General features: G+C 47.6%; 22 protein-coding genes and 1 tRNA gene. 17 read left to right on the top strand and 6 right to left on the bottom strand.

From position 1 onward, the window contains the following. Nucleotides 1-71: 71 nt before the first annotated feature. Both QJS83_RS16075 and QJS83_RS16070 read right to left on the bottom strand, forming a co-directional pair. Nucleotides 72-857: an EcsC family protein gene (locus QJS83_RS16075; protein WP_284606367.1), complete on the bottom strand. Its 786-nt coding sequence runs from the start codon at nt 855-857 to the stop codon at nt 72-74. Nucleotides 858-881: 24 nt separating this feature from the next. Further along, nucleotides 882-1298 carry a hypothetical protein gene (locus QJS83_RS16070; RefSeq protein WP_284606366.1) on the bottom strand — a complete coding sequence of 139 codons (417 nt, stop codon included), beginning with the start codon at nt 1296-1298 and terminating at the stop codon, nt 882-884. Nucleotides 1299-1559: 261 nt separating this feature from the next. On the opposite strand from QJS83_RS16070, the gene QJS83_RS16065 reads away from it, so the two are divergent. Together QJS83_RS16065 and QJS83_RS16060 are read left to right on the top strand one after the other, a co-directional pair. Beyond that, nucleotides 1560-2063: a hypothetical protein gene (locus tag QJS83_RS16065; protein WP_284606365.1), complete on the top strand. Its 504-nt coding sequence runs from the start codon at nt 1560-1562 to the stop codon at nt 2061-2063. A gap of 166 nt (nt 2064-2229) precedes the next feature. Next, entirely contained in the window at nt 2230-2511 is a 282-nt protein-coding gene (locus QJS83_RS16060; protein WP_284606363.1) for a KH domain-containing protein, read from the top strand. A 109-nt stretch (nt 2512-2620) separates the two neighbouring features. Here QJS83_RS16060 and QJS83_RS16055 read toward each other — a convergent pair whose 3' ends face one another. Further along, nucleotides 2621-2815 carry a hypothetical protein gene (locus QJS83_RS16055; protein WP_284606362.1) on the bottom strand — a complete coding sequence of 65 codons (195 nt, stop codon included), beginning with the start codon at nt 2813-2815 and terminating at the stop codon, nt 2621-2623. A 183-nt stretch (nt 2816-2998) separates the two neighbouring features. Here QJS83_RS16055 and QJS83_RS16050 point away from each other — a divergent pair, with 183 nt between their 5' ends. From QJS83_RS16050 to QJS83_RS16030, 5 genes are all read left to right on the top strand, one after another. After that, nucleotides 2999-3499, top strand: a complete 501-nt coding sequence (locus QJS83_RS16050) for an FBP domain-containing protein (RefSeq protein WP_284606360.1) — start codon at nt 2999-3001, stop codon at nt 3497-3499. A gap of 179 nt (nt 3500-3678) precedes the next feature. Further along, nucleotides 3679-4239, top strand: coding sequence for a hypothetical protein (locus tag QJS83_RS16045; RefSeq protein ID WP_284606359.1), 561 nt, complete (start codon nt 3679-3681; stop codon nt 4237-4239). A 107-nt stretch (nt 4240-4346) separates the two neighbouring features. Beyond that, nucleotides 4347-5099, top strand: a complete 753-nt coding sequence (locus QJS83_RS16040; RefSeq protein WP_284606358.1) for an ATP-binding cassette domain-containing protein — start codon at nt 4347-4349, stop codon at nt 5097-5099. Beyond that, nucleotides 5096-6388, top strand: a complete 1293-nt coding sequence (locus QJS83_RS16035) for a hypothetical protein (RefSeq protein ID WP_284606357.1) — start codon at nt 5096-5098, stop codon at nt 6386-6388. Before QJS83_RS16040 ends, QJS83_RS16035 begins: the two co-directional genes overlap by 4 nt. 201 nt (nt 6389-6589) lie before the next feature. Next, nucleotides 6590-12118, top strand: coding sequence for an RCC1 domain-containing protein (locus QJS83_RS16030; RefSeq protein ID WP_284606356.1), 5529 nt, complete (start codon nt 6590-6592; stop codon nt 12116-12118). On the opposite strand, the gene QJS83_RS16025 is transcribed toward QJS83_RS16030, so the two are convergent. From QJS83_RS16025 to QJS83_RS16015, 3 genes are all read right to left on the bottom strand, one after another. Further along, nucleotides 12115-12672 (bottom strand): AAA family ATPase, encoded by a 558-nt coding sequence (locus tag QJS83_RS16025; RefSeq protein WP_284606355.1) that lies wholly within the window; start codon nt 12670-12672, stop codon nt 12115-12117. The two genes, QJS83_RS16030 and QJS83_RS16025, sit on opposite strands and share 4 nt — an antisense overlap. Nucleotides 12673-12773: 101 nt before the next feature. Continuing rightward, nucleotides 12774-12859: transfer RNA gene (locus QJS83_RS16020), tRNA-Leu, on the bottom strand. A 169-nt stretch (nt 12860-13028) separates the two neighbouring features. Beyond that, on the bottom strand, nt 13029-13916 hold the full coding sequence (locus QJS83_RS16015) for a S1 family peptidase (protein WP_284606354.1): 888 nt from the start codon (nt 13914-13916) through the stop codon (nt 13029-13031). Between the two features lie 284 nt (nt 13917-14200). Between QJS83_RS16015 and QJS83_RS16010 the strand changes: the two genes are divergently transcribed. From QJS83_RS16010 to pnp, 10 genes are all read left to right on the top strand, one after another. Further along, on the top strand, nt 14201-15406 hold the full coding sequence (locus QJS83_RS16010; RefSeq protein ID WP_284606352.1) for a hypothetical protein: 1206 nt from the start codon (nt 14201-14203) through the stop codon (nt 15404-15406). Between the two features lie 96 nt (nt 15407-15502). Next, complete coding sequence (locus tag QJS83_RS16005; protein ID WP_284606351.1) at nt 15503-16135, top strand: hypothetical protein; 633 nt, start codon at nt 15503-15505, stop codon at nt 16133-16135. 3 nt (nt 16136-16138) lie between these two features. Further along, nucleotides 16139-16576 carry a GNAT family N-acetyltransferase gene (locus QJS83_RS16000; protein WP_284606350.1) on the top strand — a complete coding sequence of 146 codons (438 nt, stop codon included), beginning with the start codon at nt 16139-16141 and terminating at the stop codon, nt 16574-16576. Between the two features lie 243 nt (nt 16577-16819). Beyond that, the gene (locus QJS83_RS15995) at nt 16820-17338 is read left to right on the top strand and encodes a ribosome maturation factor RimP (protein ID WP_284606349.1); all 519 of its coding nucleotides are present in this window, start codon (nt 16820-16822) and stop codon (nt 17336-17338) included. Between the two features lie 15 nt (nt 17339-17353). After that, on the top strand, nt 17354-18751 hold the full coding sequence (gene nusA, locus QJS83_RS15990) for a transcription termination factor NusA (protein ID WP_284606347.1): 1398 nt from the start codon (nt 17354-17356) through the stop codon (nt 18749-18751). A gap of 30 nt (nt 18752-18781) precedes the next feature. After that, nucleotides 18782-21700 (top strand): translation initiation factor IF-2, encoded by a 2919-nt coding sequence (infB, locus tag QJS83_RS15985; RefSeq protein ID WP_284606346.1) that lies wholly within the window; start codon nt 18782-18784, stop codon nt 21698-21700. Continuing rightward, on the top strand, nt 21700-22098 hold the full coding sequence (gene rbfA, locus QJS83_RS15980) for a 30S ribosome-binding factor RbfA (protein ID WP_284606345.1): 399 nt from the start codon (nt 21700-21702) through the stop codon (nt 22096-22098). The genes infB and rbfA overlap by 1 nt, the downstream gene beginning before the upstream one ends. Further along, nucleotides 22088-23011 (top strand): tRNA pseudouridine(55) synthase TruB, encoded by a 924-nt coding sequence (gene truB / locus QJS83_RS15975; protein ID WP_284606344.1) that lies wholly within the window; start codon nt 22088-22090, stop codon nt 23009-23011. Before rbfA ends, truB begins: the two co-directional genes overlap by 11 nt. A 112-nt stretch (nt 23012-23123) precedes the next feature. Next, on the top strand, nt 23124-23393 hold the full coding sequence (rpsO, locus tag QJS83_RS15970; protein ID WP_284606342.1) for a 30S ribosomal protein S15: 270 nt from the start codon (nt 23124-23126) through the stop codon (nt 23391-23393). A gap of 104 nt (nt 23394-23497) precedes the next feature. Next, nucleotides 23498-25591 carry a polyribonucleotide nucleotidyltransferase gene (pnp, locus tag QJS83_RS15965; protein ID WP_284606341.1) on the top strand — a complete coding sequence of 698 codons (2094 nt, stop codon included), beginning with the start codon at nt 23498-23500 and terminating at the stop codon, nt 25589-25591.

Here is a 25591-nt window from a genome sequence, read left to right as displayed (position 1 = left end):
GCGGAGTTTCATTCTAAGACCGCAAGATTTACCAAAATATGACGGTATGCCACTTTTATGCGAACTTTGTTTTAGATTTTAATCTCGAGATACTTTTGGCGAACATAATCGACGCCGTATTTTCTCTCGAGCCGGCGGACGACGAAATGACCGCGAGCCATGTCTTGAAAGTGATCCATAAAAATAAGATTGATACCTGCGCCGCCAACAGCTCCGACAATGGGAAGTATTTGTGCAGCGACTTTTTCAGACAAAACAAGATTAAACCGTGAGGCGATACTTGCAAGGAAGCGCACCATGACCGGCGCACTTTCGCTGGCGACGCTTTTTCCCGCGATGACTTTCGCCGCATCCGTAAAGGCTTTGGCTAATGCGGCTCGAGTCATAAGATAACCCGAACCCGTCGCATCGTCGGAGGCCGAATAGCCGCCGAAGGCAAAAACCTCCATGCAGGCCAATTTCGTTTCCGGATTGCTAAGATCTTCGCCCTCACTTTGCGCGATATCAATAATCGAGCGCATAATAAGCGTTGTTGAAACGGGGAGCTCCACTAGCAAGGCTGCGGGCCCGAGCAAGCCTCCCAAACCTCCGGTGCCGGCCACCATCAATTTGTGCGCAAGATTGTTGGCGCTATGATACTCGTCTACTTTTTCAGGGACCGTCGAAGAAGCTATAGTAAATGCGGCATGAATGGATTTTTCCGCCGCCTTGTGCAGAGTCGTCTGCCATTTCTCCGGCAGAACCTTCATGCTTTTTTCAATAGGAGTCCCGATCTTTGTTGCGATACGCGCTGTAAGGCCGGGCTTTTCTAAAAGCTCTTTTGCTTTGGTAAGATAGTACAAGTCCAAATCTTCCATACTCAAAGCATACCCGATATTTTTCTAGCCAGCCTTCTTTTGTTCGGGGAATTGTACATTTTCAGGCGGATTTGACTCTAAATACTTAAAAGCGCGAAGAGCCGAAATGAATGCACATGTAATTACAACGGACAAGAAAGCTCCTCCGCCAGTTTGATACTGAAGCGTAAGAACGCGATCGATAAGATAAACTCCTAAGCCCAGCCATGTGGCGATTTTAGATTTGTCATAAATAAAATAGGCGAGGGGAGCGTAAACAACCGTGTTGTACCAAGCATCTTTTCCGATCGGAAGAGTGAACACTTCATATTTGTAAGCAAAACTCAGTGCAAGATTCAAAACCGCAATGAATGCACAAAACCCTGCGGCAGTATTAATCAAACCGTTTGCCTGCTCGCGCGATTCTATTTTTGGCCAAAAAATGTTTGCTGATTTCATCATGAATTCTCCCTCATGAAAAACTCTTCGGCATATCTATAAATAAGAATTAGATTACAGTTTCTCTTTCTTAATTTGAGACAGAAAATAAGCGGTCGAGAGAGGTTTTGTCGGCGTGCGTTCTGTTGTTTCACAATTACATTTTTGTACTTAGACCTTTCGCCGAGCGATCTTGTAGTGTTACCCGAAATTTTGTGGAACGTTCACGACACGTTCCGCAACAAAAAACAGTTATACCAACCAACAAAGGTAAAAGGAGCAATCATGAAAGCAATCGTTTTAACACTGGCAACTTTGGTTATGTCCTCAAGTGCGTTCGCGGTACACGCTGGAAGTTCATGGCGTCAGATCTTTGCGGATCGTGATGCTGTGGTCACTCACGGCTACAATATCAACAACATTCCTTTGGACAACGCCTGTATGAGCGACGATGAAATTCGCGCCATCGAACCAACCAGAGAATGTATGGAACTTGTGCCGGTCAAGGTGGATCAGTCTAACGGCGAAGGCGGCGGCCCTTATTATGACTGGGTTTGCGCGCGCTATGAAACAATTCAAAAAACAGCGCCTCGTACTTATGAAGCTCCTGAGTGCTTGAAACTTGTAGGTAACGGCGAACAAAGTCACGAGTGTGTTGAGTTCGGAACAAGAGAAGTGACGGTGCCAAGAACAATCGAAACACAAGTGTGGATCAACCGCGGTGAAGCCGGCACTTCATTCTGGAAAGATTTCACTTTCCCAGAGTGCCACGACGTACAACCTCACTAAGATTTTTTTCCGGAGCGGAGGAGGTGCAAGCACGCTCTTCCGCTCAAACACTCTTAGCGTAACGCTCTCTGTTTCCGAAATATCACGAAACACAATATAGGCTAGTTCAATTAAAAAACGTATCGCCATTTCGTGAGAGTCGCTCAAGATGAAGCCAAGGAGCGATATGGATCAAGCAGCAAAAAAAATCGGAGTTATTAGAAGTCGCGGTCTACGCAAGTCAGAGAATCCTCACGAAAAACATGAAGCCTTACGCGACATCATCGCCGCTGTGCTTGAAAATATCGTTTCAAAACCCGAAAGCACCCAAGTCACCTATCGTCTCGGCGATAAAACCACGGTCTACGAAGTTGAAACCATTCCCGAGGATTTCGGACGTCTTATCGGTGCGAGCGGAAGAACTATCTCAGCCTTGCGAACGCTCACTCTGGCGATGTCTTTTAACTAGGGCTTTCGCGCCATCATAGAGATCAAAAACGAGCATCGTTTCTTTAATAAGTAACTATTCCGGCAAGAGTCATTCAATGCCTCGTGCCTTCGAGTTTCTTCGTTAGGAGTTAGGACCCAAACTTTTTCGAATTGTGTTCGCGAATCGTGCGATTGCGTGTCGTGGCCTCGTCGTGCTTCACATTGGTATCCAGAATGTCGGTCCCAGAGCGTTCGGAGCGAAACTCCTCGCCCTTTCTTTGTGAATTTATAATTTTTCGACGCAGTTCAGGGCCTCGCACAGTTTCTACTTTCTTATCAGCCATAAAAACCTCCGGGCTAAGATTTTTGATACATCTTCATTTTGCTCCCGCGGGACCTTGAAGATGAAAATAAAATGGCCCGCGCTGACTTAAAACAAGAAAGACTTCCGGCCAGGTCGAGGATTATTTCGTCATACCGGCCTGTTCTAAGGTATAATGTGAAAATACGACTCAAGGAGTGAAGGCGTGCAAATTCAGTTGAACAACTTTCGGAAAGAGAACTTTTTCGCGATTGGCTCTGAAGAGGAGCTTATTCAGTCTTTTCGTCCGCGCGATCAGAAAAAGCTCGTTCTGCCAGACAATCTCAAATTCCCTATGAACGTGCGTTCTTACTTTGCGTGGAAGGAGCCGTCTGGAGTTTATACTTATCTTGTTTTTAAAATGCCGAATTGGGATTTACCACGAGGAGTGGCGTTTAAAAGGACGGCGGCCACCGGAGGAGAAGGTGTCGGCGGGTTGTGCAGTTGGTGCCATGCTTATGGAACTTCGGAAGACATAGGATTTCTTTCTGTGATCATGGATCCGAATGTCAGCAACTCTTATATTCTTTGCCAAGACCTCCGCTGCATTGAAAAAATCGAAGAAGCGAATATGCGTGCTGGGAAAGATCCGGAAAAACATATCGCCGATCTTTATCACCGCATCGAAAAACTTTTTGAAAGAATCAGCGGCTACAAGCCCGAATAAAAATGTGTTCACCAGTTGTGAACACTCGTTGAACTTCACTGCAAACTTCTCGTTGTTGAGAGGTTTTTTCATACATTTTCACTCTCAAAATTGTGGTTTTTTGAGTTTTTTTGCGAAAACGAGGGGCGGGTGATAAGTTGCCTTTCGTAGCGCAAATTCAAACAAAAAAGGAAAAATGTATGAAACTATTTTTGAAATCTATGATCATGTTGTTCGCTTGTTCTTCCGCTTTGGCATCCGGCGAAGTTCAATTTAACGCTCGACTTAACAACACGACAGGTGAAGAAGCGATTCTGGCTTTTTATGCAGAATATGAAGCGACACGCGCTCTTCCTGGTTGCAAAAGTTACGGTCTTCCTGAGGGTGAATTCAAATCCGATTTTAAAACAAAGCAGCGCCTTCATTTCTTCAGCGGCTCTGACGTAAAAGCGGCGATTCCTGTTCAATTCGGCATCTGCGCCTACAAAATGACTCATACTGCTGTGATCGTCATCAGCCCAATTATGTACGAAGGTATGCAAGTGGAAGGACGTGCAAAAGAAGTTGAACCCGGTGTTTTAGAATTCAAAGGCGGGCTTCCCGGAAACGTCCCTGTGAAATCTGGCAAAGTTTCTCAAACAAACGTTATTAATTGCGGCTTTCCCGAGGCAGATTCTTACGCTGCCCGCTGTGATGTAAAAGAAATCATCTCTAACGGCTCTTCCGTCAACGTGAACGTAAACCTCATCTACAGAAACTAAAAAATCCGTAAAGCCTCCTTGCTCGTTCATCAAGGAGGCTTTTTTTTCATTTATAGTCTCAAAGTGACACAGCTTAAAAAATAATATTAAACTCCGATAAGTTTAATATGAATTGCTATGAAATCACGGACCTTGTTGTTAAATATCCCTTTCAGGACCGACCGGCATTAGACTCTTTAAGTCTTCAAATACGTTCTGGAAGTTTCACCGTCGTGTTGGGTGCAAATGGTAGCGGAAAGTCGACCTTACTAAAGTGTCTTGCTGGAACTCAAATGTGGCACTCAGGCACACTGTTTCTTAATGGAATCACCCGCTCACTAGACCTTCCCAAATTCAATGCCGATCAAATTCATATTTCAGAGGATATTGTATTACCTAACTTTTCTATTTCGAATCTCGTCTCGTTGTATCAAAAATTCTGGCCTAAATTTAACATCCAAATGTGCGAGCATATTCTTTCGCTGGGGTCGATTTCTTTGATAAAACGCCCAAGTCAGCTGTCTCGTGGTCAGAAGATTTTACTTCAGTTTGCGCTGGGATTAGCAACAAGATCTACCATTGTACTTGTCGATGAAGTAACGGCAGCGCTGGATCCATATGTGAGGAAAAAAGTTATTGAAGAGTTATCCAGGTATCAGCAAGAGCAGGGCGCAACAATTGTTTTAGCCACTAACATCGCATCCGAAGTCGAAGAAGTTGATTTAGATATTATTCTTCTTAAGTCTGGAAGAGTTTTAATGGCGGGGCGTGCCTCAGATATAAAAAAGCAGTTTCGCGAAAATGTAAAAAAATTAGGAGAGAGCGAACTAGTGACTGTCGAAGAAATATTCGCTCACTTTTCAGGGCAAGGACGAGAATGATTTACTATATTCTCAAACGAAATACTTCCGCATTTTGTGTTATTGTATTCGGAGCTCTTCTAACTAGCATCCTGGGACGATATAACGATGAGCTCGGTGTTGCAGGCGTTCTGATTATGATGGCTGCTGCGATGCTAGGAGTAAAGTCCAATTGGTGTTTGCTTTTGCCAATGTCGCGGAAGCGAATAATGGCGTGGAGTGTGGTGGAAGCAGCCATCGTTGCTTCGTTTTCCGTTTTGTCCTTAGCTGTGGTATCGCTTGTCATGAGTGAAACTTCAGGGATCAAGATTTCGGCGAGGAATTTTGATGTAGGTGTTGTAATTTCAATTATGATATTTTTGCTGAGATCACTTGTCGGCCTGAATATAAAGAATGTCAGTGTTCAGCAAAATCAACATCCGAAAACACAAAGAAAAACGATTCTTTTTATTTTTGCATTTTCGATCCCGGCTTTGTTAATGGATAGATTTCCTCTCCTGCCAGCGATCGCAATTTTTTGTGTTTTAGTATGTACTCCATTAATGGCCTATCAGATGTATAGCCCTCCCATTGATAGCTGGCGAAAGATAAGGAATTGGAGTTATGCCGGATGCCTTAGCGCAAGTGTGTTTCTGATTACTTTGGTTTACGGTAGTACTGTTTATTGGGCTCCGAATAAGTACACTGACTTAGCCCTCGGTATCTGGGGACAGATACCCGTTCCCATCCCGGAAGAGCGTGCACTTACGTTATTAAAATCACCATATATAGGTCGATCCATTTTTTCTGTTAACTTGATTAAGATCTATGCTGAAAGATTAACACCCCAAGATATTACGAAAAGAACTGAGAAGTGTGCCGATAGGAATTGCATTGAAATGAGTACGTTGTTGTACTCGATGAACTCAACATACAAAGAGCCTGATTTTGAAACTTTTAAGGAAATCGTCGAAAAATGTTCGTTGAAGGAATCTCAGAGACATTTAAAATGCTCTAATATTAAGCCTCACAAAAAAGTTTTGGGGTATTGGCTAAATAGCCTCGCATCTTCGGAGAAGCTCACGTTGTGGTTACAGTCCGAAGACAGAGACCAGCAGTTTCTTGCGTTAAGAGCTTTATCAACTAAAGAAGCTGACAAACTCCAATTGCAAAGAGTAGAGCAGTTAATGAAAAGTGATGACAAATTCATTAAGTCATCAGCGACCGAATATATGAAAGTATTCCGTGCTAAGGCGGAGCTTAATAAAGACTTATGCGCGAAAACTCCCGACGATACACAATGTCGAGCGCAAGTCGACGATCTAATTTGAGTGACAGTTGTTCCTAGGCCGGAAGAAAAAGCGTATTCAAAAGTTTCTACAGTCGAACGAGTCGCTTCGGTTCATTTTCACAGTTTGTAAACACGACGTGAGAGTCGTGTCTCAAAATCGAAAACTGCCAGAGACTCGCAGAACATAATAACCTCCTAGAACTTAAACAGTTTCCGCGGAAGTCCCGATAAATACAGAGTCATGCTCTGGTCTTATGCGCGGAAAGCTGTGCTTTCGTCTATACCTGTACGTCACCGGTTATTCGGTGATGTTCTTGTTGCAGTTATCGCTGCGACGAGTTTGGTGTCATGCACATTGGACACTCAATTACTCTCGACCCAAACCCTGACACTCTTTTCAGTGACCAGCGAAAGCGACGGCCGTATCAATGGCAGCAATATGGCGTCAGCATCTTTTAAAGGGAGTTGTATTCCCGGTTCTAAGGTCACAGTAAGCGAAGCAACAGCGACACTTCATCAAGAATTCACTTGTGACACCTCAGGGCTTTGGGCCAAAGCTCTGGATCTATCCACTCTGCCCGTAAGTTATGTGGGAGAGCTGGTTTTTACAATGATCGTACCGACAGGCCAGACGGCGGAACAAAAATATTCTATCGAAAAAGATGCGATTCCTCCGACCCTTACTCTGGATACGCCCGTGGCTGTGACGTCATTTAACGAAGCGGCTTATCCGCTTGCGGGGAACTGTTCTGAAAATGGCAAGACAGTGACTCTTATCATGGGCACCGTTTCAACGACGGCGGTCTGTACGGCAGGAGCCTTTTCCGCAAATGTGGATGTCTCATCGGTACTTGCGTCGCCGATTTCAATCTCGGCGACTCTCACTGATGCCGCTGGAAATACGGGCAGTGCTTCAGATTCTGCCACTCGCACCGGGGCTCCTCCTGTTGTCAGCTCCTTTGTCTTGAACAGTGGTGCCGCGATCACTGCGACGAATGTTGTGACCGTGGATATGGCGGTGACAGATGCTACTGAAATGTATTTAACAGACGTGCCGGGCTGCGCCTCCGGTGGAAGTTGGGTTTCTTATTCTGCAGTGGCTTCTTGGACCGTGCCCTCGTTGAACGCAAATAACACTTTGTATGCAAAATTCAAGAATGCAGGCGGGGAAACTTTGTGTGTGTCTGATAGCATCGTTCATGACTCGGTTTCTCCCACAATCACAATTGATTCTCCGGCGGAGAATAGTTACGTGAATATAGCGAACGTTTCATCGTTTACGATCAGCGGCAGTTGCTCTGAATTAAACCGCTCTATCACGATTACAGGACCGAGTGGCTATACGGCGACAACAACGTGCTTAGGTACGACGTACTCCGCAATTCTTGATCTGACGGCGCTGCCGCAAGGGAATTTTTCACTGTCGGCGACTTTGTTGGATGAAGCGGGGAACTCGGGTTCTGCAAACTCTGCAAACTACATCAAAGACACAGTGGCTGCGGCGGCGGGCTCGCTCGTCATCAACAACAATTATGCGGGTACGACAAGCTTAAACGTGACTTTGAACATTTCCGGTTCAGGGCAAATGTACATCACGAATGCGGCCGATTGTAACTCGGGCGGAGTTTGGGAAAATGCCGCGGTAACAAAAGCGTGGACTTTGGCGACAGCAAATGCGACGAACACAGTTCGCATCAAACGCCGTGATGCTGCGGGAAATGAATCGGCGTGTATTTCAGACAGCATTGAACATACAAGCTCCGTTCCAAGTTTATCTTTGGCATCGCCCACCGCGGGTTCTTACATCTACCTGATGAACACGTCCGCGTTCACGGTCTCGGGGGCGTGTTCAGAAGAAGGACAGCCAGTCACTTTGACGGCCAATGGCAGCGCGCAACCTTCGGCAACGTGCACAAGTGGAGCGTGGTCGCGAACTTTGAATCTCGCAACCGCGGCGCAAGGCACAGTCACTATCGTAGCCAACCACAGCAGAATGACCGGGGTTTCGGCTCCGACAGTGACAGTCGCTTTTGTGAAGGACACGGTGGCACCGACAGTGTCGATGGCTATCAATAACGGAGATGCTTACACAAACAATTTAGCCGCTACTTTGGCACTTTCAATGACCGGCGGTGCTACCGAAGTGTATATCACTAACAATGCTCTTTGCCTTAGCGGCGGGACCTGGGAGCCGTTTGCGACTTCGAAGTCGTGGACTCTTCCGACAGCGAATGGTACGAACTGGGTTTCTTATAAAGCCCGGGATGCCGCCGGCAACGAGACAAACTGTTACGCTGATACCATTATCCACGACACCATCGTTCCTTCCGCGACCGTCACCATGGCGGTGGGCACGTACATCAATAGCGTGAATCAATCCGCATTTGAAATTACGGGAACATGTTCTGAATACGGTCGCTCTGTAACACTCTCGTTAGCGGGTGAACCAAGTATCACGGGCACAGCGACGTGCGGCGGTGGTTTTTGGTCGATGACCGTCGATGTGAGCGCGCTTGCAGATAACACATCATCGACGTATGCCTTTAGCTTCGTGCACACTCGCCCCAGCGGAAACATGATCACGGCGTACGGCCACTTCTATAAAGACACGGTCCCACCAGCTAACGCCGTATTGACGAACGCGCCTTCGGGGACAAATGCTAACAGTGCACTCAATGTCACGGTGAGCGGGACAGGCGTCACTAAATTTAAATACTTCCTCATCCGTCCGGGAGAGTTCAACTCTTGCGCTTCAACTTCAAGTTACTTGGGAAGTGAGAACTTCACGTCTTCGCAAATTTCCGACAGAATTCTTGTGAATGGCGACTACAAACTTTGTGTGTGGGGAATGGACGGAGCAGGGAACTGGTCTCCGGCACACACCGAAGCGTCTTGGACTCGTGATGCTCTTACGGCTGTTCTTGCGGGAGCACCCACAGGAGTTTCAGCGGCAACGTCCGTCAACATCACGGTGTCAGGGACAAGTGTCACTCAATATAAAAAAGCTTTCATTAGTTCCGGCACTTGTGCCACAGCGACTTACAGTGGCCAAATTCCCGTGGGAACTGCGATCACAGACAATATCAGTGCCGTGCCCAACGGTCCCGTCACATTGTGCGTGATCGGTTCTGACACTTTTGGTACGTGGCAATCGGAAACGGCGGCGACGCAAGTTTCTTGGATTAAAGACGCTGTTTCAACTGTGCAAATCAGTTCTGCGGCCCAAAGCAGAGTCAATGAAGGGGATAGCGGCCAAACAGTCACGTTCAGTATCAATCCCGTCAAAAATTACGACGTGATCGTGTACTACAAAGTGACGGGCGATGCGCAGAACCCGACCCATCACGATCTGAGCTCCGGTTCCGTCACAATTCCCGCAAACACGGCTTCAGCTACGCTCACTGTGAATTTTCCGAATAATGCACTGACAGAAGGTGAAAAGCTTCTGAACATTCATATCACGCACACGTCTACGATCGCGGCGCTGCTTGGAGTGAACTATCAAGCGCAATACTTTATTGCTGATGACGAAAAAGATCTGAAAGTCACATCCATTTCCGTGAATCTGAGACATAGTTGCGCCATCTTGTCTGATGGTTTTATTCGTTGTTGGGGATTTAACACAACGGGGGCTTTGGGAACCGGAGATGGAAATTTCCGTGATGTCGCCGCGCTTGTCACCGTGAGCGGTAACCCGACATTCGCAAGCGTGGAAACAGGCGTTGATCATACTTGCGCGATTACAACCTTAGGAGCCCTCTATTGCTGGGGAACGAACGCGACAAAACAACTCGGCGACGGAACAAATACACAGCGCGCGTCTCCAGTTCTTGCCGATGCATCCAATCAGTATGTGATGGTCAGCCTCGGTTACCAACACACATGTGGTATTACGACGGCGAACAAACTGCGTTGTTGGGGATCGAATATGTTCGGTCAGATCGGGACGGGGACGACTGGAGGTACAATTAATCCCACGGAGATTGATAGTGCGAACAACTACAAATATGTGGCAGCAAGAAACGAATCAACCTGTGCCATTACAACCACGCACAAGCTGCGTTGCTGGGGGCATAACGGAAGCAATCAGCTAGGTATTTCGGGAGCGACTTTTAATGCTCCTCAAGATGTGGATGCGGCGACAGACTATTCTAGCATCGCACTTGGATCGAATCATGCCTGCGCGATAACGATGGCGGGCCAATTAAAATGTTGGGGAACTAATTCCTGGGGCCAGGTCGGTGATGGGACGAATATCACGAAAACGACTCCTACCGTCGTCAGCTCATCTGAAACTTTTGTATCCGTCTCGGTAAATACGGATAGTAACGCAACTCCTCGAGGAACAACGTGCGCAATCACAACGGCGAAGGCTCTGTATTGCTTCGGTCATAGCACCCACGGACAAGTGGCAGACGGGACTGCGTCGACGCGAAGAACACCCACGCTGAGTGATGCAGGGACTTCTTACGATCTGATTTCATTAGGGGCGGGGCGAGTCTGTGGCGTTACGACTTCGGGTTATCTGCGCTGCTGGGGAAATTTTGCTTTTGATGGTTCCGGAAATCCTCAATACAACGCTTTGGGCGCGGGGCACGGCTCAGGATTCTTCTCACGTTGGGGTGAGTTGTTTAAAGATTATTCTTTCGACAGCGTTTCATTTGCAGGGATCATGCATGACGACACTATGGCCTGCGGTATTAGCAACAAAAAACTTTATTGCTGGGGAACCGCAGAGGTGATGGGGGACGGTTCGACGGCGATTGTGCGAAGACCCGCTCCGGTCCTGTTAGACCCCGACACGAATTATTCCCAAGTGGCTTCTCGTCACGGTGCCGATCACTGTGCCATCACTGAAAGTGGTGATTTGAAATGCTGGGGAAAAAATCACTTCGGAGAATTAGGATCGGCGTCCGTGGCGACAACCTCCTCAACTCCGCGGGTGAACATTCCCACTCTAGCGGACCCAGGATACAAGTACATTCATGTGAGCATGGAAAACAGCGCCACGTGCGGAGTCACAACGACGGGAGATTTGCGCTGCGCAGGCGTGAATAGCAGCGGCCAATTAGGCGATGGAACGACAACGGCGTCTTCCACGTTCAAAACGATTGATAGTGGCACCAAATACAAAACGGTGGAGCGGGCGTACGCTCACACTTGCGGAATTACAACGGCAGGCGTGCTCAAGTGTTGGGGAAGCAACAGTAACGGTCATTTAGGGATTGGTTCAACGACAAGTGCATCGTCTCCGGCAGAGGTCGATCCGGGTGTCGCCTATAAATCCATTTCCTTGGGCGCGACTTACACATGTGGTGTGACGACCGCAGGAAAGGCAAAATGTTGGGGAAATTCCAACGACGTCGGTAACGGCAGTTCTGGGAACGTCACAAGTCCTTATCTTATAGACGGCGGTAACGACTATCTTTCTGTCTTTGCGGGAACCGACTTTGCCTGCGGAATTCTAACAAGCCATGCGGTGAAGTGCTGGTCTGTGCACATGCCGACGGTAGGACTGGTGCAACCTGTTTTCGGAAACACCGTCTTAAACCAATTCAACGCCACATTGATTGATCCGGGAATGGGCTATTCAAAAATTCTTTTAGCAGGAGATATGTTCTGCGGTTTGACCCTCGGAAAAACTTATCGCTGCCACGGCTTTGGCGGCGATGGCGCCGTCCTAGGCGATGTCGATACATCTCCGTCAGTAACGCAGGTCAGCTCATTTCCGATTTATCAGCCCACGTACCTGCATAAAATGTTCTACTAAGAAGTGCGGAGAAGATTCACGCGATCCATCACGAATTGCGCTCTTTCCTGAACTGTTCCCATCGGAACTTCGATTAAAGAATAACCAAGTTTCCTATAAGCGTTCAGGATCTGTTCATGAAACTGAAGTGTTGCTTCGAATGTCATTTTGCGCTCTTCATCGGTTGCATAAATGTCCTTCCACGGCGGCAAAACAAAGACGTCAGAGTTGTAGAGGTGATTTTGCGAAGCTTCTTCGAAAGGTTCTAAATTGAGTTCAAATAATGAGGCATAGCCAATGGCATCAACGACACTGCGATCAAAAACAACAATGCCAGAGTGATTGAGGAGTTTTTCAAAACTGCGAATCGAATGAGCCATGAGGAGCTCCGTGAAGCGAAAAGGATTCTTTTCAGGAAGACCGTCACCACCAGACGCTCTTTGTTCAGCAAGTATTTCACGCGCAGGTTCATCGACGCAGAGGACCCCGCGATTGCGCAATTCTTGAATCAGGGTCGTTTTGCCAACACCAGGCGCACCAGTAAGGATAAAAAAATTATTTTGTCGTTGTCTCATGATTTAAAACCTCAAGAATTCAGTGAGCGCCAAAAAATGACGTGCAAAAACATCGAATGAAATCGAGCGAGAATTGTCTGAGTATTTGTAGGGGGAAAATTTGGTGCGGGTGGAGGGACTTGAACCCCCACGGACGTGAATCCAAGAGATTTTGAGTCTCTCGTGGCTACCATTACACCACACCCGCGTAGAGGAATCTTTTTTAAAGAAAAGCGTCCAAAACCTCAAGCGTTTTTTTAGGAATCCGCTCCAAATGAAAATAAAACGCACCGCAACGACAAGAGGTCCGGGGTTAAATCAGAATAGATTTCGATTCTTGCTTAAAATTTGAGCTGATGTGGAAATCCAGATCCGGTCTATAAACTCTCGATCTGTTTCTTAATCCATGGCAAGTGCGGTTTCAGATCGGTAAAGAGCGAAACGCCATGACAGATGCGCATGTCTTTTTCTTTTGTCGCTGTCACATCAAGTCCCATGGAAGTAATGCCCACAAGAGTGAGGTCGCGACCGTCATGCACGTAAAGAGGACCGCCGGAATCGCCGGAGCAAACGCCGTTAGAAGGTTGTTGAACCGCGATGGTGCCGGGAACGGTGACCGTCGTTTTGACGATCGCCATATAGAAATTCGAAACAACTCGCGAAGCCGGCGCTGTTGTAAAACGCAGCACGCCTGAATCCTCTGCTGTTTCGGAAGTTACGCCATAGCCTGACATCACAAGCTGATCATCTTTGGAAGCCTGATAAGTCTCGCTGGGCAAGGCGCGAACTTTATAACCCTCAGGAATCCCTCCCGAGAATTTCATAATCGCCAGATCGCGACCCGCGTTTAAAAGAGTCTTATTAAAATAAGTATAGTCGGGATGAACGGCTTCATCGACAACCGCACGGCGAGTTCTTTTCGGTGCGGCGATCGTGCAACTGGCGTTATTAGTAAACGCGATTTGCGAACGCCCACCTGGAGTCGTGCAGTGAGCCGCCGTCAAAACTTTATCGTCATCAATCAGAGTGCCCGTGCAGATTCCGGTTTTACCTTCGATGTCTTTATGAATAACAAAGACCGTGCTTTCGCTGAGAGGATTGTTCGAACCTAAGATTTCGCCGCCAACAATGCCGAACGAAGAGCCCGTCACTTCACAGGAGGCTGGTTCGGCTTTCAACTCTTTTCCTCCGTCGCTGCCGGAGCAGGCGGATAAAACAGAAAGAGCTAATAAGAGGACACTCTTTTTAAGGAAGTGGCGGTACATCAGCAAAAACTCCTTATATATAAGGAGCAGTTTTACCAAAACCAGCCACGTTCAGGGGCGAAATGATCCCGCTTTGTAAGTTCTTCAGAAAGCGTCTTGTAAGTTGTCACAATTCTGATCAGACAAGGAGGTAAGGGGTGCGAAGGTGCTGGAGGACTTCCAATAGATATCAACGACTTAGACGCCGGGGACGAAATTCGGCCTTGTTGGCATCAGGCTTGCTCTACGCCTCCAGTGACTTAAAAGGTTTTTTGATTTTGAAACCAGAACCACGAGGAGACTTTATGAAAAAGTATTTCTATATCCTTGCGGCTTTGAGCATCGCTCCCACTTTTGCGTTGGCTCAAAGTCTCGAGAGCGATGTTGATGCGGAGCTTGATCAGATGTATTCAAGCGCGCAAGCAGCTCCTGTTGAAGCGGCGCCAGCTGCTCCAGCACAAGCGGCTATCGCAACAACAGCCCCAGTAAGCGGACAGCCTATCTATATTTTGAATCAGGCGACTCCGACTTCGAACGCTCAGTTGCAGCAATCACAAATTCAAAAACAGCCTACGACTGTGATTGAAGCTTCTCCATTGGCGGAGTCTCGCGCGGAACAAATCCGTCGCGCTCGTCAAGATGCTGAGGTTCAAACAGAACAAAGAATCGTTGAAAAGCTTGAGCAATCTCGTATGGAAGACGAGAAGCGCAGAGCCGGCGTTCTTTTTGGTGATAAATTCAATCAAATGGGTGAGCAACAGCAAGTTCAGCAACAAGCTGTGCAACAACCTGTTTACGTTCAACCGGCTCCTGTTCAACAAGTTGAAGAGCCTAAAGAAAACACACGCGATATCGTTCGTGAAGAAATCGCTGCTGCCATGAAAGTGGAAGAAGAAGCGGCTATCGCTCCGATCGAAACGAAGTACGTGGCAGGTATCTTGGGTATCGGTGATTATCCAGATACACGTTTGGTTAAAGGAAACTACGCTTTGGGTGTGGCTTTCGGTAACAAGTACGACAATATCGTGATCGAGGGTTCTTTCTTGTACTCTAACTACACAGTTGAAGGACAGGGTTACTACACAGGCGGATACAACTACGGTTACGGCTATGGCTATGCTAACAACGGCATGTACATCCCGGACTCTATCGATATCCAACAATACTCTGGTCAATTGGCTGCGAAAGTTCAATTGTTCAGCGGTATCATCAAGCCTGTATTCGGTGCTTTGGTGTCTTACTCTTACAGAGCGTTCTCATGGGATAACAAAAATCCTTATGGATACGTGAATGATACAAAAGCAAGTTCTCATGCGATCGACGTGGGTACTGTGGTGGGTGCTGATTTGGAATTCTCTCCTAAATACTCTTTGGGTTTGGATTTCAGATATATGTGGAACCTTTCCAATCGTTTGGATGCGGATAACACATTCATGACTGGACCTCAGTATAATCAGATCGAAAAATTGCAATATTACGTGATGTCGCTTGTCGGCCGCGTGAATTTCTAATCTAATAAAAGAAGTTAATTAATTCCTCAGTGGTTACAGGCCCCGTCAGAAATGTCGGGGCTTGTTTTTTCTTTCCCGCCAGAGCATAGTTTTCCTATGCGCATTTTCTTAGCTTTCTTATTTTCTCTTTCTCTTCCGGTTTTTGCGGCGGTCGTTGTTACCGAAACAGTGGGGCAGGCGGCGGATCAAGTCGTGACTTCGCGTGAAGTGCAAATCGCGATGGTCATTGAGCACGTGCTTTATCCTGTTAAGAACGGCAAAAAAGATCTTTACGAGGTACGGCCTGGCCAAGGGGAGTTTCGCAGTGCTGCCACGTCGGTGCTTTTAGAAGCGGTCGTGGCGCTGGAGGCAGAGAACTTCAATGTCGCAAGTCTTTCGGACGAAGAATTGGCCGAAGCTGTCAGCAAAATAGAAAAAGCCGTTGCCGGCAAAGCCTATTGGGCGCAGTTGGAGGTTTCTCCGGCAGAGCTTAAAAAATTCACCTCACGAAAACTTGTCGCGAAAAGTTTTTTGAAATTTAAAACGAATTCCATGAGCAGCATCATCACGGATCAGGAAGCGCAAGCTTATTACGATAAGAACCGTGTGAAGTTCGGCAGCACGCCGTTTGCTTCTTTTAAAGACAACATCAAAAATTATCTCGCCCAACAACAGCTCGAAGAACGTATTCGCGCCTGGTTTGAAGTGATCAAGCGTAAGTACAAAGTTCGCACTTTCTCTGCGGATTGATCTATGAAAATTGAAACGCTGACGACGGCCCATAAACCCCAAATGCGCGCTTTGGTAGAAGCCGTTCATGAAGAACAAGGGCTCTTGCCGCAGTTTTATTGGCCCAAAGAACTTTTGGGTGCGGAAATGGCGACGGCCGAAGCGGTAGGGATTTTTGCCGGGGAAGCCTTAGCGGGTTTCGTTCTTTATCGCATTGTTCCCGAAGCTTGGGAGATCTCTTTGGTCGTGAGTCACCCTCGCTATCGCCGTCAGGGGTATATGGAGAGCCTTATAACTCATCTTATCGCCGCGAAGGGTCAAGAGCGCGAACTGTGGCTTGAGGTCCACATCGAGAACGTGGCGGCGCAAAAGCTCTATGAAAAGCTCGGTTTTAAAGAAGTAGGGCGGCGCACAAAGTATTATAAGGATGGGGCCACGGCGATTTTGTATTCTTGTCCTTAAGGGCTCCTCTGGGTGAGTCCAGCCAAGATAAACCCTTGCACTGTCTCTCATTTTTTGCTAGTTTCAAGTCGTTCGAATGGGCCCTCAGGCCCATTTTTTTTTGCGGCCCGGACGGGCAAGGGGTTGAGTTTTTCAGCTCCACATGCAGCTTAGGAACTTTCCTTTCACCTGCAATCTAGACTCGCACTGCGAGAACTGGACCCCGTCCAGTGGCAGTGTATGTTATATAAGGATTGCCGAAAAATGTCTGAAAACCCATCGTGGATGGAAAAAGTAGAAAACATGGCTAACGAGGTTGCGACTCGCGAGGGTTGCTTCATTTACGACATCGAGTTCGTTGGCGCGGGCAAAGGCCGTACCCTTCGTGTTTTCATTGATAAAGAAGACGGCAGCATCAGTATCGACGATTGCTCCAATGTCTCCAAAGGTTTGAACCTTCTTTTAGACGTCGAAGATATTATTCCCGGTGGCGCTTACAATCTTGAAGTTTCAACTCCAGGTTTGGATCGCACTTTGAAGAAACCTTGGCACTTCCAAAAAGTCGTGGGCAAGAAAGTTTACATCAAGACCACCAAAGCTCTGGAAAGCGCTGGTGTGACGGATAAGAAGTGGAAGGCCGCAAAGACAGTCGAGCAAGTTTTGGAGTCGGCTGATGACAGCGGTATTCGCTTTGTCGTGAACGACGTGGAAATCAAAATCCCGTACGCAATGATCGACAAAGCTAAAGTAGTTTTTGAAATGACCAAAGGTCAAAAAAAGTAACGAGAGAGGAAAATCATGGCTGAAAATATGTTTTCAGATCTTTCCAAAGTGATTGATCAAGTCGGAAAAGACAAAGGTATCGATAAGCAAGTAGTTATCGACGCAATCACTCAAGGTATGCTTGTAGCTGCTCGTAAAAAATACGGTACTTACCGTGAAATTGAAGCCGCTTATAACGAAGAGACAGGCGAAGTTGAACTTTTTGAGTTCAAAGAAGTAGTTCCTCGCGAAAAATTCATCGACGAAGAAGTTGAAATTCCTTATGACGAAGCCCAAAAATTAGACCCGAACGTGCAAATCGACGATTCGATCGGTATCAAATTGGAAGCTTCGGACTTGGGTCGTATTGCTGCGCAAACAGCAAAACAAATCATCATGCAGAAAGTGCGTGATGCAGAACGCTCTATCATCTTCAATGAATTCGAAGAGCGTAAAGGCGAAATCGCTTCCGGTATCGCTCGTCGCGTGGAAAAAGGCGCGATCGTTGTCGACTTGGGCCGTACTGAAGCGTACATCCCACCGCGTGAGCAAATCCCTGGCGAACAATACAAACCAGGCGATCGTATTCAAGGTTATTTGTCTGAAGTTCGTCAAACAACTCGTGGACCGCAAATCATCATGTCTCGCGCGGACGAGCGTTATTTGATGAAACTTTTCGAAATGGAAGTTCCTGAAATTTATGACGGTGTTGTTGAGATCATGGCAGCGGCTCGTGAGCCGGGTCAACGCGCGAAAATCGCGGTTCGTTCTAAAGACAACTCAGTTGATCCAGTGGGCGCTTGCGTGGGTATGAAGGGTTCTCGTGTACAAAACATCGTACAAGAACTTCGTGGCGAGAAGATCGATATCGTTCCTTGGGACGAAGACATCACTCGTTTTGCGTGCAACGCTTTGGCTCCGGCGGAAATCTCTCGCGTGTTCTTGGATGACGCGAACAAAGAGATGGAAATCGTCGTTCCAGATTCTCAATTGTCATTGGCGATCGGTAAACGTGGTCAAAACGTGCGTTTGGCAGCGAAATTGACGGGCTGGAAATTGGATATCATTTCTGAATCTGCAGCGGCATCTCGTACAGCGGAATCCATCTTCAATTTGATGTTGATCCCGAACATGAGCGAGACAATGGCGCAAAACATTTTCCAATCTGGTTTCGGTTCCTTCCAAGCAGTCGCTGCGGCGTCTGTTGAAGAGTTGATGACTATTCCTGGTTATGACGACCCGGATAAAGCAGAGAAATTGTCAAAAGAAGCGAAAGCTCTTGTGGCGAAATATGAAGCAGAAGGCGTGCCTGTTCCAACGGCTCCTTCAGCGGCAAAAGATAATAAATCAAACGTCTCCGCGAAAGAACAAGCGGATATGCTTCTTAAGCAAGAGTTGAAAAAACTCGATGCTCAAGAGGCGGACGAAGAATAATTTTGGATAAAGAATACACAGGGAGACTGAGTGAGTAATCCAAAGGTTTTTGAATTTGCAAAAGAGATCGGGATGACCCCGCTAGCCCTCATGGATAAAATCCGTGAATGGCATTTGCCAGTGAAGAGTCACATGGCGGAGCTTGAGCCCGAGGTTCTTGAGCAAATTAAAATTAAACTCAGCGGCGGTGACAAACCTGCCGAAGAGGCTAAACCAAAAAAGGCAGCGACTCGTAAAGCAGCGCCGAAGAAAGCCGCAGCGGCAGCAGAGCCTGAAGCAGCGGCCGCGGCCGCTCCTGCGAAGTCTCCTGTGATTCGTCGTAAAAAAGACGAAGTGGTGGCGGAGGCTCCGAAAGCGAAAGTGATCGCGAAGCCTGAAGTTTCTGAAGAAGAAACTCCCGCTCCAAAAACAACTCGCGTCGTTGTGAAGAAAACAACGGCAGCGAAAGAAGAAGAATCTGAAGTTGAGGCAGCTCCGGCTCCGGTAGTGGAAGAAAAAGTGACAAAGGTGGAAGCTCCCACGCCAGTGGCGAAGCCTGAACCTGTTGTTGCGAAAGAAACTCCGGCGGCAGCTCCAGCTCCTGCGCAAGAACCGGCGGCTCCGGCTGCACCGGCTCCACAAGCGCGTAAGAAAGAAGTGGTTGTGGGTACAAGTGGCGTGGCGAGTTCTTCAACTCCGGCTACAACAGTGAAAAGAAATATTATCGGTCGTATGGACCTTTCCCGTGTGCAGTCACAAGCTCCACAGCGTTCTCAAGGCGACCGCCCGCAAGGCGGTTTCTCGGGACCGCGTACGGGTGGACCGGGTGGCGATCGCCAAGGTGGCGGAGGTTTTGCTCCACGCCCAGGCGGATTCAACAGACCGGCAGGGGGCGCTCCGACACGCAATATCCGTACGGGATTTGTGGCGGCGAACCAACCGCCGGAGCCAATGCCAGCAACGGATGATTTTAAAGGTAAAGACTTCGACAAACGCAAACGTTTCGGCGGCGGTCCTAGCACTAACGTAGGCGGCGGCGCAGGCACACGTGAGCGTGAAAAAGAGAAAGAAGAAGAAGTAGCGGTATTCAACGCGGTTGAATTCCGTAAACGTGAGATGGTCTTCCAGCCGAAAAAGAAAAAAGGCATGTTGGACCGTGAAGCGATGAAAACACAAATCACAACTCCGTCTGCGCACAAACGTGTCGTGAAAGTAAACAACACGATGAAGTTGAGCGACTTGGCGATGGAGATGGGTTTGAAAGCGCCACAGCTCATCAAAGTTTTGATGCAAAATGGTGTGATGGCCAACATGAACACGGATTTAGATTTCGATACGATCGCTTTGATCGTTCCGGAGTTTGGTTGGGAAGCACAAAACGTATTCAAAACAGCGGATGCGGTTGCCGAAGAAACAGCTTTCGGTGATTTGGAAGCAGAAGCAATTATTCGTCCTCCAGTTGTGACTGTTATGGGTCACGTCGACCACGGTAAAACATCTTTGCTCGATGCAATTCGCAATGCCGACGTTGCAGCCGGCGAGGCGGGTGGTATCACTCAGCATATCGGTGCTTACAGTGTTAAGTTGGACGACGGTTCATTGATCACATTCTTGGATACTCCAGGCCACGAAGCCTTCACGGCTATGCGTGCGCGCGGAGCGAATGCGACAGACATCGCGATTATCGTGGTGGCAGCGGATGACGGTATGATGCCTCAAACTCAAGAGGCGATTAACCACGCGAAAGCAGCGGGCGTACCTATCATCGTGGCAGTGAACAAAATGGATAAGCCAGGCGCGAATCCAGATCGTATTAAGCAACAATTGACTGAGCTTGAAATCGTTCCGGAAGAATGGGGTGGTAACACGATCTTCTGTGAAGTTTCAGCTTTGAAGAAAACAGGTATCAAAGAGCTTCTTGAGCAAGTGAAACTTCTTGCTGAGGTTGCGGAGTTGAAAGCCAATCCAAAACGTTCGGGCACAGGTCTTGTGATCGAAGCGAAAATGGAAAAAGGCAAAGGACCTGTTGCAACACTTCTTGTGAAAGACGGAACTGTTGAAGTCGGTCAGTACATCGTTGCCGGAACTATGAAAGGCCGCGTGCGTTCTTTGACGAACGATAAAGGCGAAAGAATCCAATCTGTCGGTCCTGGTTTGCCAGCCGAGGTTTTGGGTCTTGAAGCAGTTCCAGCAGCCGGTGACAAGTTCGACATCGTCAAAGATGAAGACACGGCAAACAAAGTTTCTACATTAAGAAAAGAGCAAGCTGAAAAAGCGGCGGCGGCTCCGGCTTCGAAAATGTCTTTGGAAGACATCTTCGCCAAAGTGAAATCCGGCGACGTGAAAGAATTGGCGATCATCTTGAAAGCGGACGTGCATGGTTCTCTCGAGGCCATCAACGGAATGCTTGCGAAATTGTCGACTTCCGAAGTGAAAGCGAAAGTGATCCACTCGGCTGTAGGCGGTATCAATGAAGGTGACGTGGTTCTTGCGCATACAGCGAAAGGGATCGTTCTTGGCTTTAACGTACGTCCTGACTTGGGCGCACAAGCGAAGGCGAAACAGCTCGGTGTTGATATTAGAACATACTCTATCGTGTATGAATTGATCGATCAGATGAAAGCCGCAATGGCGGGTCTTCTTTCTCCAGATGTGGTGGAAGAAGTTATGGGTCGCGCAGAAGTGCGTAACACATTCTCCGTTCCTAAAGTGGGCACGATTGCAGGTTGCTTCGTGATCGACGGAAAAGTACAGCGTAACAACATGATCCGTCTTCTTCGTGAAAACAAAATCGTTTACGAAGGAAAGATCTCGTCTCTTAAACGTTTCAAAGACGACGCCAAAGAAGTGGCTTCCGGCTACGAGTGCGGTATCGGCATTGAAAACTACAATGACGTTAAAGTGGGCGACGTGATGGAAGCTTACGTGAAAAAAGAAGTTGCACGTGAGTTGGGTGCAGGAGCTGAGTAATGAAAAATATGGGTGATGGGCGCCGAGTCGCTCGCGTTGAAAGAGAAATTCAGTCGACCATCGCTCAGTTTTTGATCCGTGGTTTTAAGACACCGTTGCCAGGTCTTGTAACTGTGGCCTCGGTGCGTATGCCGGCGGATCTACGCTCTGCTAAAGTTTATGTCAGTGTTTTAGGGGACGAAAAGCAGCAAGAAGAAGCTTTGGATCTCCTTCAAGAAAGAGCTTTTGAGATTCAGAACTACATTGGGAAAGAACTCAAAATGCGTTATTGCCCGAAACTCACTTTCTTTGCCGATCACACGACGGAGCAAGTATTGAAAGTGGAAAAGATTCTTCAAGAACTTGAAGAAGAGCGTAAATCGACGGGCAAGGCTGAAACAGATTCTGATGACGAATAATACAAATACATTTCATGGTCTGCTGTTGGTCGATAAGCCTTCAGGGATTTCAAGTCATGATGTCGTGGCGAGGCTTCGCCGTATCCTGGGCACGAAGGCCGTCGGGCATTCGGGCACGTTGGATCCGATGGCGTCGGGGTTGATGGTGTGTCTTATCAATGAGGGCACGAAACTCAGCCAGTATATTTTAGAAGGCGACAAGGGGTACCGCGTGCGCGCTCAGTTTGGCGTTCGCACCGACACTTTGGATACAACGGGGACCGTCTTGGAACAAAAAACGGTTCAACTGGCGAAAGATCAGATTCTCGCGGAAGCCGCCAAGCTTCAGGGCGAGATCGAAGCCGAAGTGCCTATCTATTCAGCAATTAAAATCCAAGGCAAAAAGCTCTATGAGTACGCCCGTGAAGAAAAGGACGTGGAGATTCCAAAAAAACTTATGAAGTTTTGGGATGTCACGCCGGTTGAAATCGGGCTCGATTGGGCGGAGTTCGATATTAAGTGCTCCAAAGGGAGCTATATTCGTACTTGGGTTGACCTTTTGGGGAAGGCTCTAGGGTGCGGGGCCGCAATGAGTTCTCTGCGCAGAACCTGGTCGGCGCCTTACCATATTCCTCAGGCGCAAACCCTGGAAGAGATCGAAAAAACGGTTAAAGAGGGGCAGCGGGGTTCGGCCTTTGTCGCGATGGAAAATGCCCTTCCGCAGGCTAAAAGAGTGCGGGTTCGTGGGCAAAATCAGGTGTTGCTGGGGAACGGGCAGATCAGCCACGACCTACGCAGTCAGCTTATTACGGTTTTTAATCCTTCTGAGGACCAATACGTCCAAATTCTTGCTCAGGACGGGGGGCAAATGCTGGCTCTTGTGGGGCTTGAAGAAGGCCGAGGTTTCGTTATCCGCAGGGTCTTTAAATATTGACCTGATTAGGGTAAAGAGTTAGAACCTTAAAACTTAGAAAAAACTCCGCAATGCGACAGCCATGACGCTTGAGGGGGTTCATAAATAAAATGGTAAAAAATAGGAGACTCTAATGGCAGTCACGAAAGATACAAAAGCGCAAATCGTTAAAAAATTCAAAACTGGTGATCTTGATACTGGTTCTCCAGAAGTTCAAGTGGCTCTTTTGACAGCTAAAATCAATGATTTGACTGTTCACTTCTCTACACACAAAAAAGATTTCCACGGCCGTCGCGGTCTTGTGAAATTGGTTAACCAAAGAAGAAAACTTTTGGATTACCTACATCGTAAAGATGTGAAGCGCTACCAAGACCTTATCAAGGCTCTTGATATCCGTAAGTAATATAGAAATCCTGAAGGGGCGAAGAGCCCCTTCAAACTTTTTCCTCCCGAGGAAAACTTCCAGCACCAGAGCATAAGGCTCTGTGATAACTTCAAGGAGATTTAATGAAAACGACTGTAACTACATCGGTGGGCGGAAAACAAATCACCATCGAAACAGGCCGTTTGGCAAAACAAGCAGATGGATCTGTTCTTGTCTCTTGCGGTAACAACATGGTTCTTGTTACGGCAGTATCGAGTAAGAAAGCTTCTGAACTCGATTTCTTCCCTCTTACTGTTGAATACATCGAAAAATTCTACGCAACAGGTAAAATTCCTGGTGGCTACTTCAAACGTGAAGGCAAGCCGACCACAGATGCTGTATTGACAGCACGTTTGATCGACCGTCCTATTCGTCCTGTGTTCCCAGAAGGCTACAGAAACGAAACACAAGTTGTGGCGACGGTTCTTTCTGCAGACGGCGCATTCCCTCTTGAGATTCTTTCAAGCTTGGGTGCTTCTGCAGCTCTTCACCTTTCGGACATTCCATTCAACGGTCCCACAGCGGCGATTCAAGTAGGTCGCGTTGATGGTCAATTCGTTGCGAATCCAACTCCACAGCAAATGGAAAAATCAGACATCGACTTGATCGTAGCGGGAACTCGCAACGGTCTTTTGATGGTGGAAGGTGAAACGAAGTTCATCTCTGAAGCAGACTGTTTGGCGGCTTTGAAATTCGGTCACCAATCCATGATGCCTCTTTTGAACGCGCAAGATGAATTGCGTGAAAAAACAGGTTCGACGGCGAAGCGTGCTTTCACGCCTCCAGCGATTGATGCTGACTTTAAAGGTCAAGCGGAAGCGTTGTTGAAATCTAAAATCGCAGCGGCTCTTTCTATTAAGATTAAACAAGATCGTTATGCAGCGGTGGCAGCAGCTCACGCTGAGGCAGAGACAGTTTTGTTGGCTTCTATCACTGACAAAGACTTGGCGAAGCAGCGTAAGAAAGAATTGGGCGCGATCGTGGAAGACCTTAAATACCACGAAGCTCGTTCTATGATCTTGGATAAAAAAGTTCGTATCGACGGTCGTGACGTAAAAACTGTACGTCCTATCGCGAACGAAGTGGGCTTGTTGCCTCGTGCGCACGGTTCAGGTTTGTTCACTCGTGGCGAGACTCAATGTTTAGGCACAGTGACTTTGGGAACTGGTGATGACGAGCAAATGGTGGATGCTCTATTGGGCACACAAAAACGCAAGTTCATGCTTCACTACAACTTCCCTCCATATTCTGTAGGTGAAGTAGGTCGTTTCGGTGGTCAAGGTCGTCGTGAAATCGGTCACGGTAACTTGGCAGAGCGCGCTTTGAAAGCCGTTCTTCCTGACCATGAGAAATTCCCATACACAATCCGCGTTGTTTCTGAAGTTCTTGAGTCGAACGGTTCTTCTTCAATGGGTACTGTTTGTGCGGGAACGATGGCGATGTTGGATGCGGGTGTGCCTATTAAAGGAAACGTTGCGGGTATCGCAATGGGTCTTATTAAAGAAGGCGACCGTGTTGCAGTTTTGACGGACATCTTGGGTGATGAAGATCACTTGGGTGACATGGACTTCAAAGTCGCTGGGACTCCACAAGGTATCACAGCTCTCCAAATGGATATCAAAATCGACTCTGTTTCTTTCGAAGTGATGGAACAAGCTTTGGCGCAAGCTAAAGAAGGTCGCGCGCACATCTTGAATGAGATGGAAAAAGTGATCAAAGTTCCTCGTGGTCAAATCTCTGAATTTGCTCCTCGTATTGAGACAATCAAAATCAAACCAGATAAGATCCGTGAAGTGATCGGTTCTGGCGGTAAAGTGATCCGTGGAATCACGGAAGCAACAGGCGTTAAGATCGAGATCGAAGATGATGGAACAATCCACATCGCGTCTGCGGATCCAGAGGCTACTAAAAAAGCAATCGCAATGATCAACGACATCATCGCGGAAGCTGAAGTAGGTAAGACTTATAAAGGCCGTGTTGTTAAGATCGCTGAATTCGGCGCGTTTGTTGAAATCTTGCCGAACACTCAAGGTCTTTTGCACATCTCTGAGATCGCTAACGAAAGAGTGCGCGCAGTCACTGACGTACTTAAAGAAGGCGAAATCATCGACGTCAAAGTTCTTGAAGTAGACCGCGCAGGTCGTATCAAGCTTTCTCGCAAGGCTCTTCTACAGTAA

Source organism: Bdellovibrio sp. 22V (assembly GCF_030169785.1).
In the GTDB taxonomy this organism is placed as follows: domain Bacteria; phylum Bdellovibrionota; class Bdellovibrionia; order Bdellovibrionales; family Bdellovibrionaceae; genus Bdellovibrio.
The sequence above is the reverse complement of the archived record's forward strand: the minus strand, read 5'-3'. Positions and strand labels throughout refer to the sequence as shown.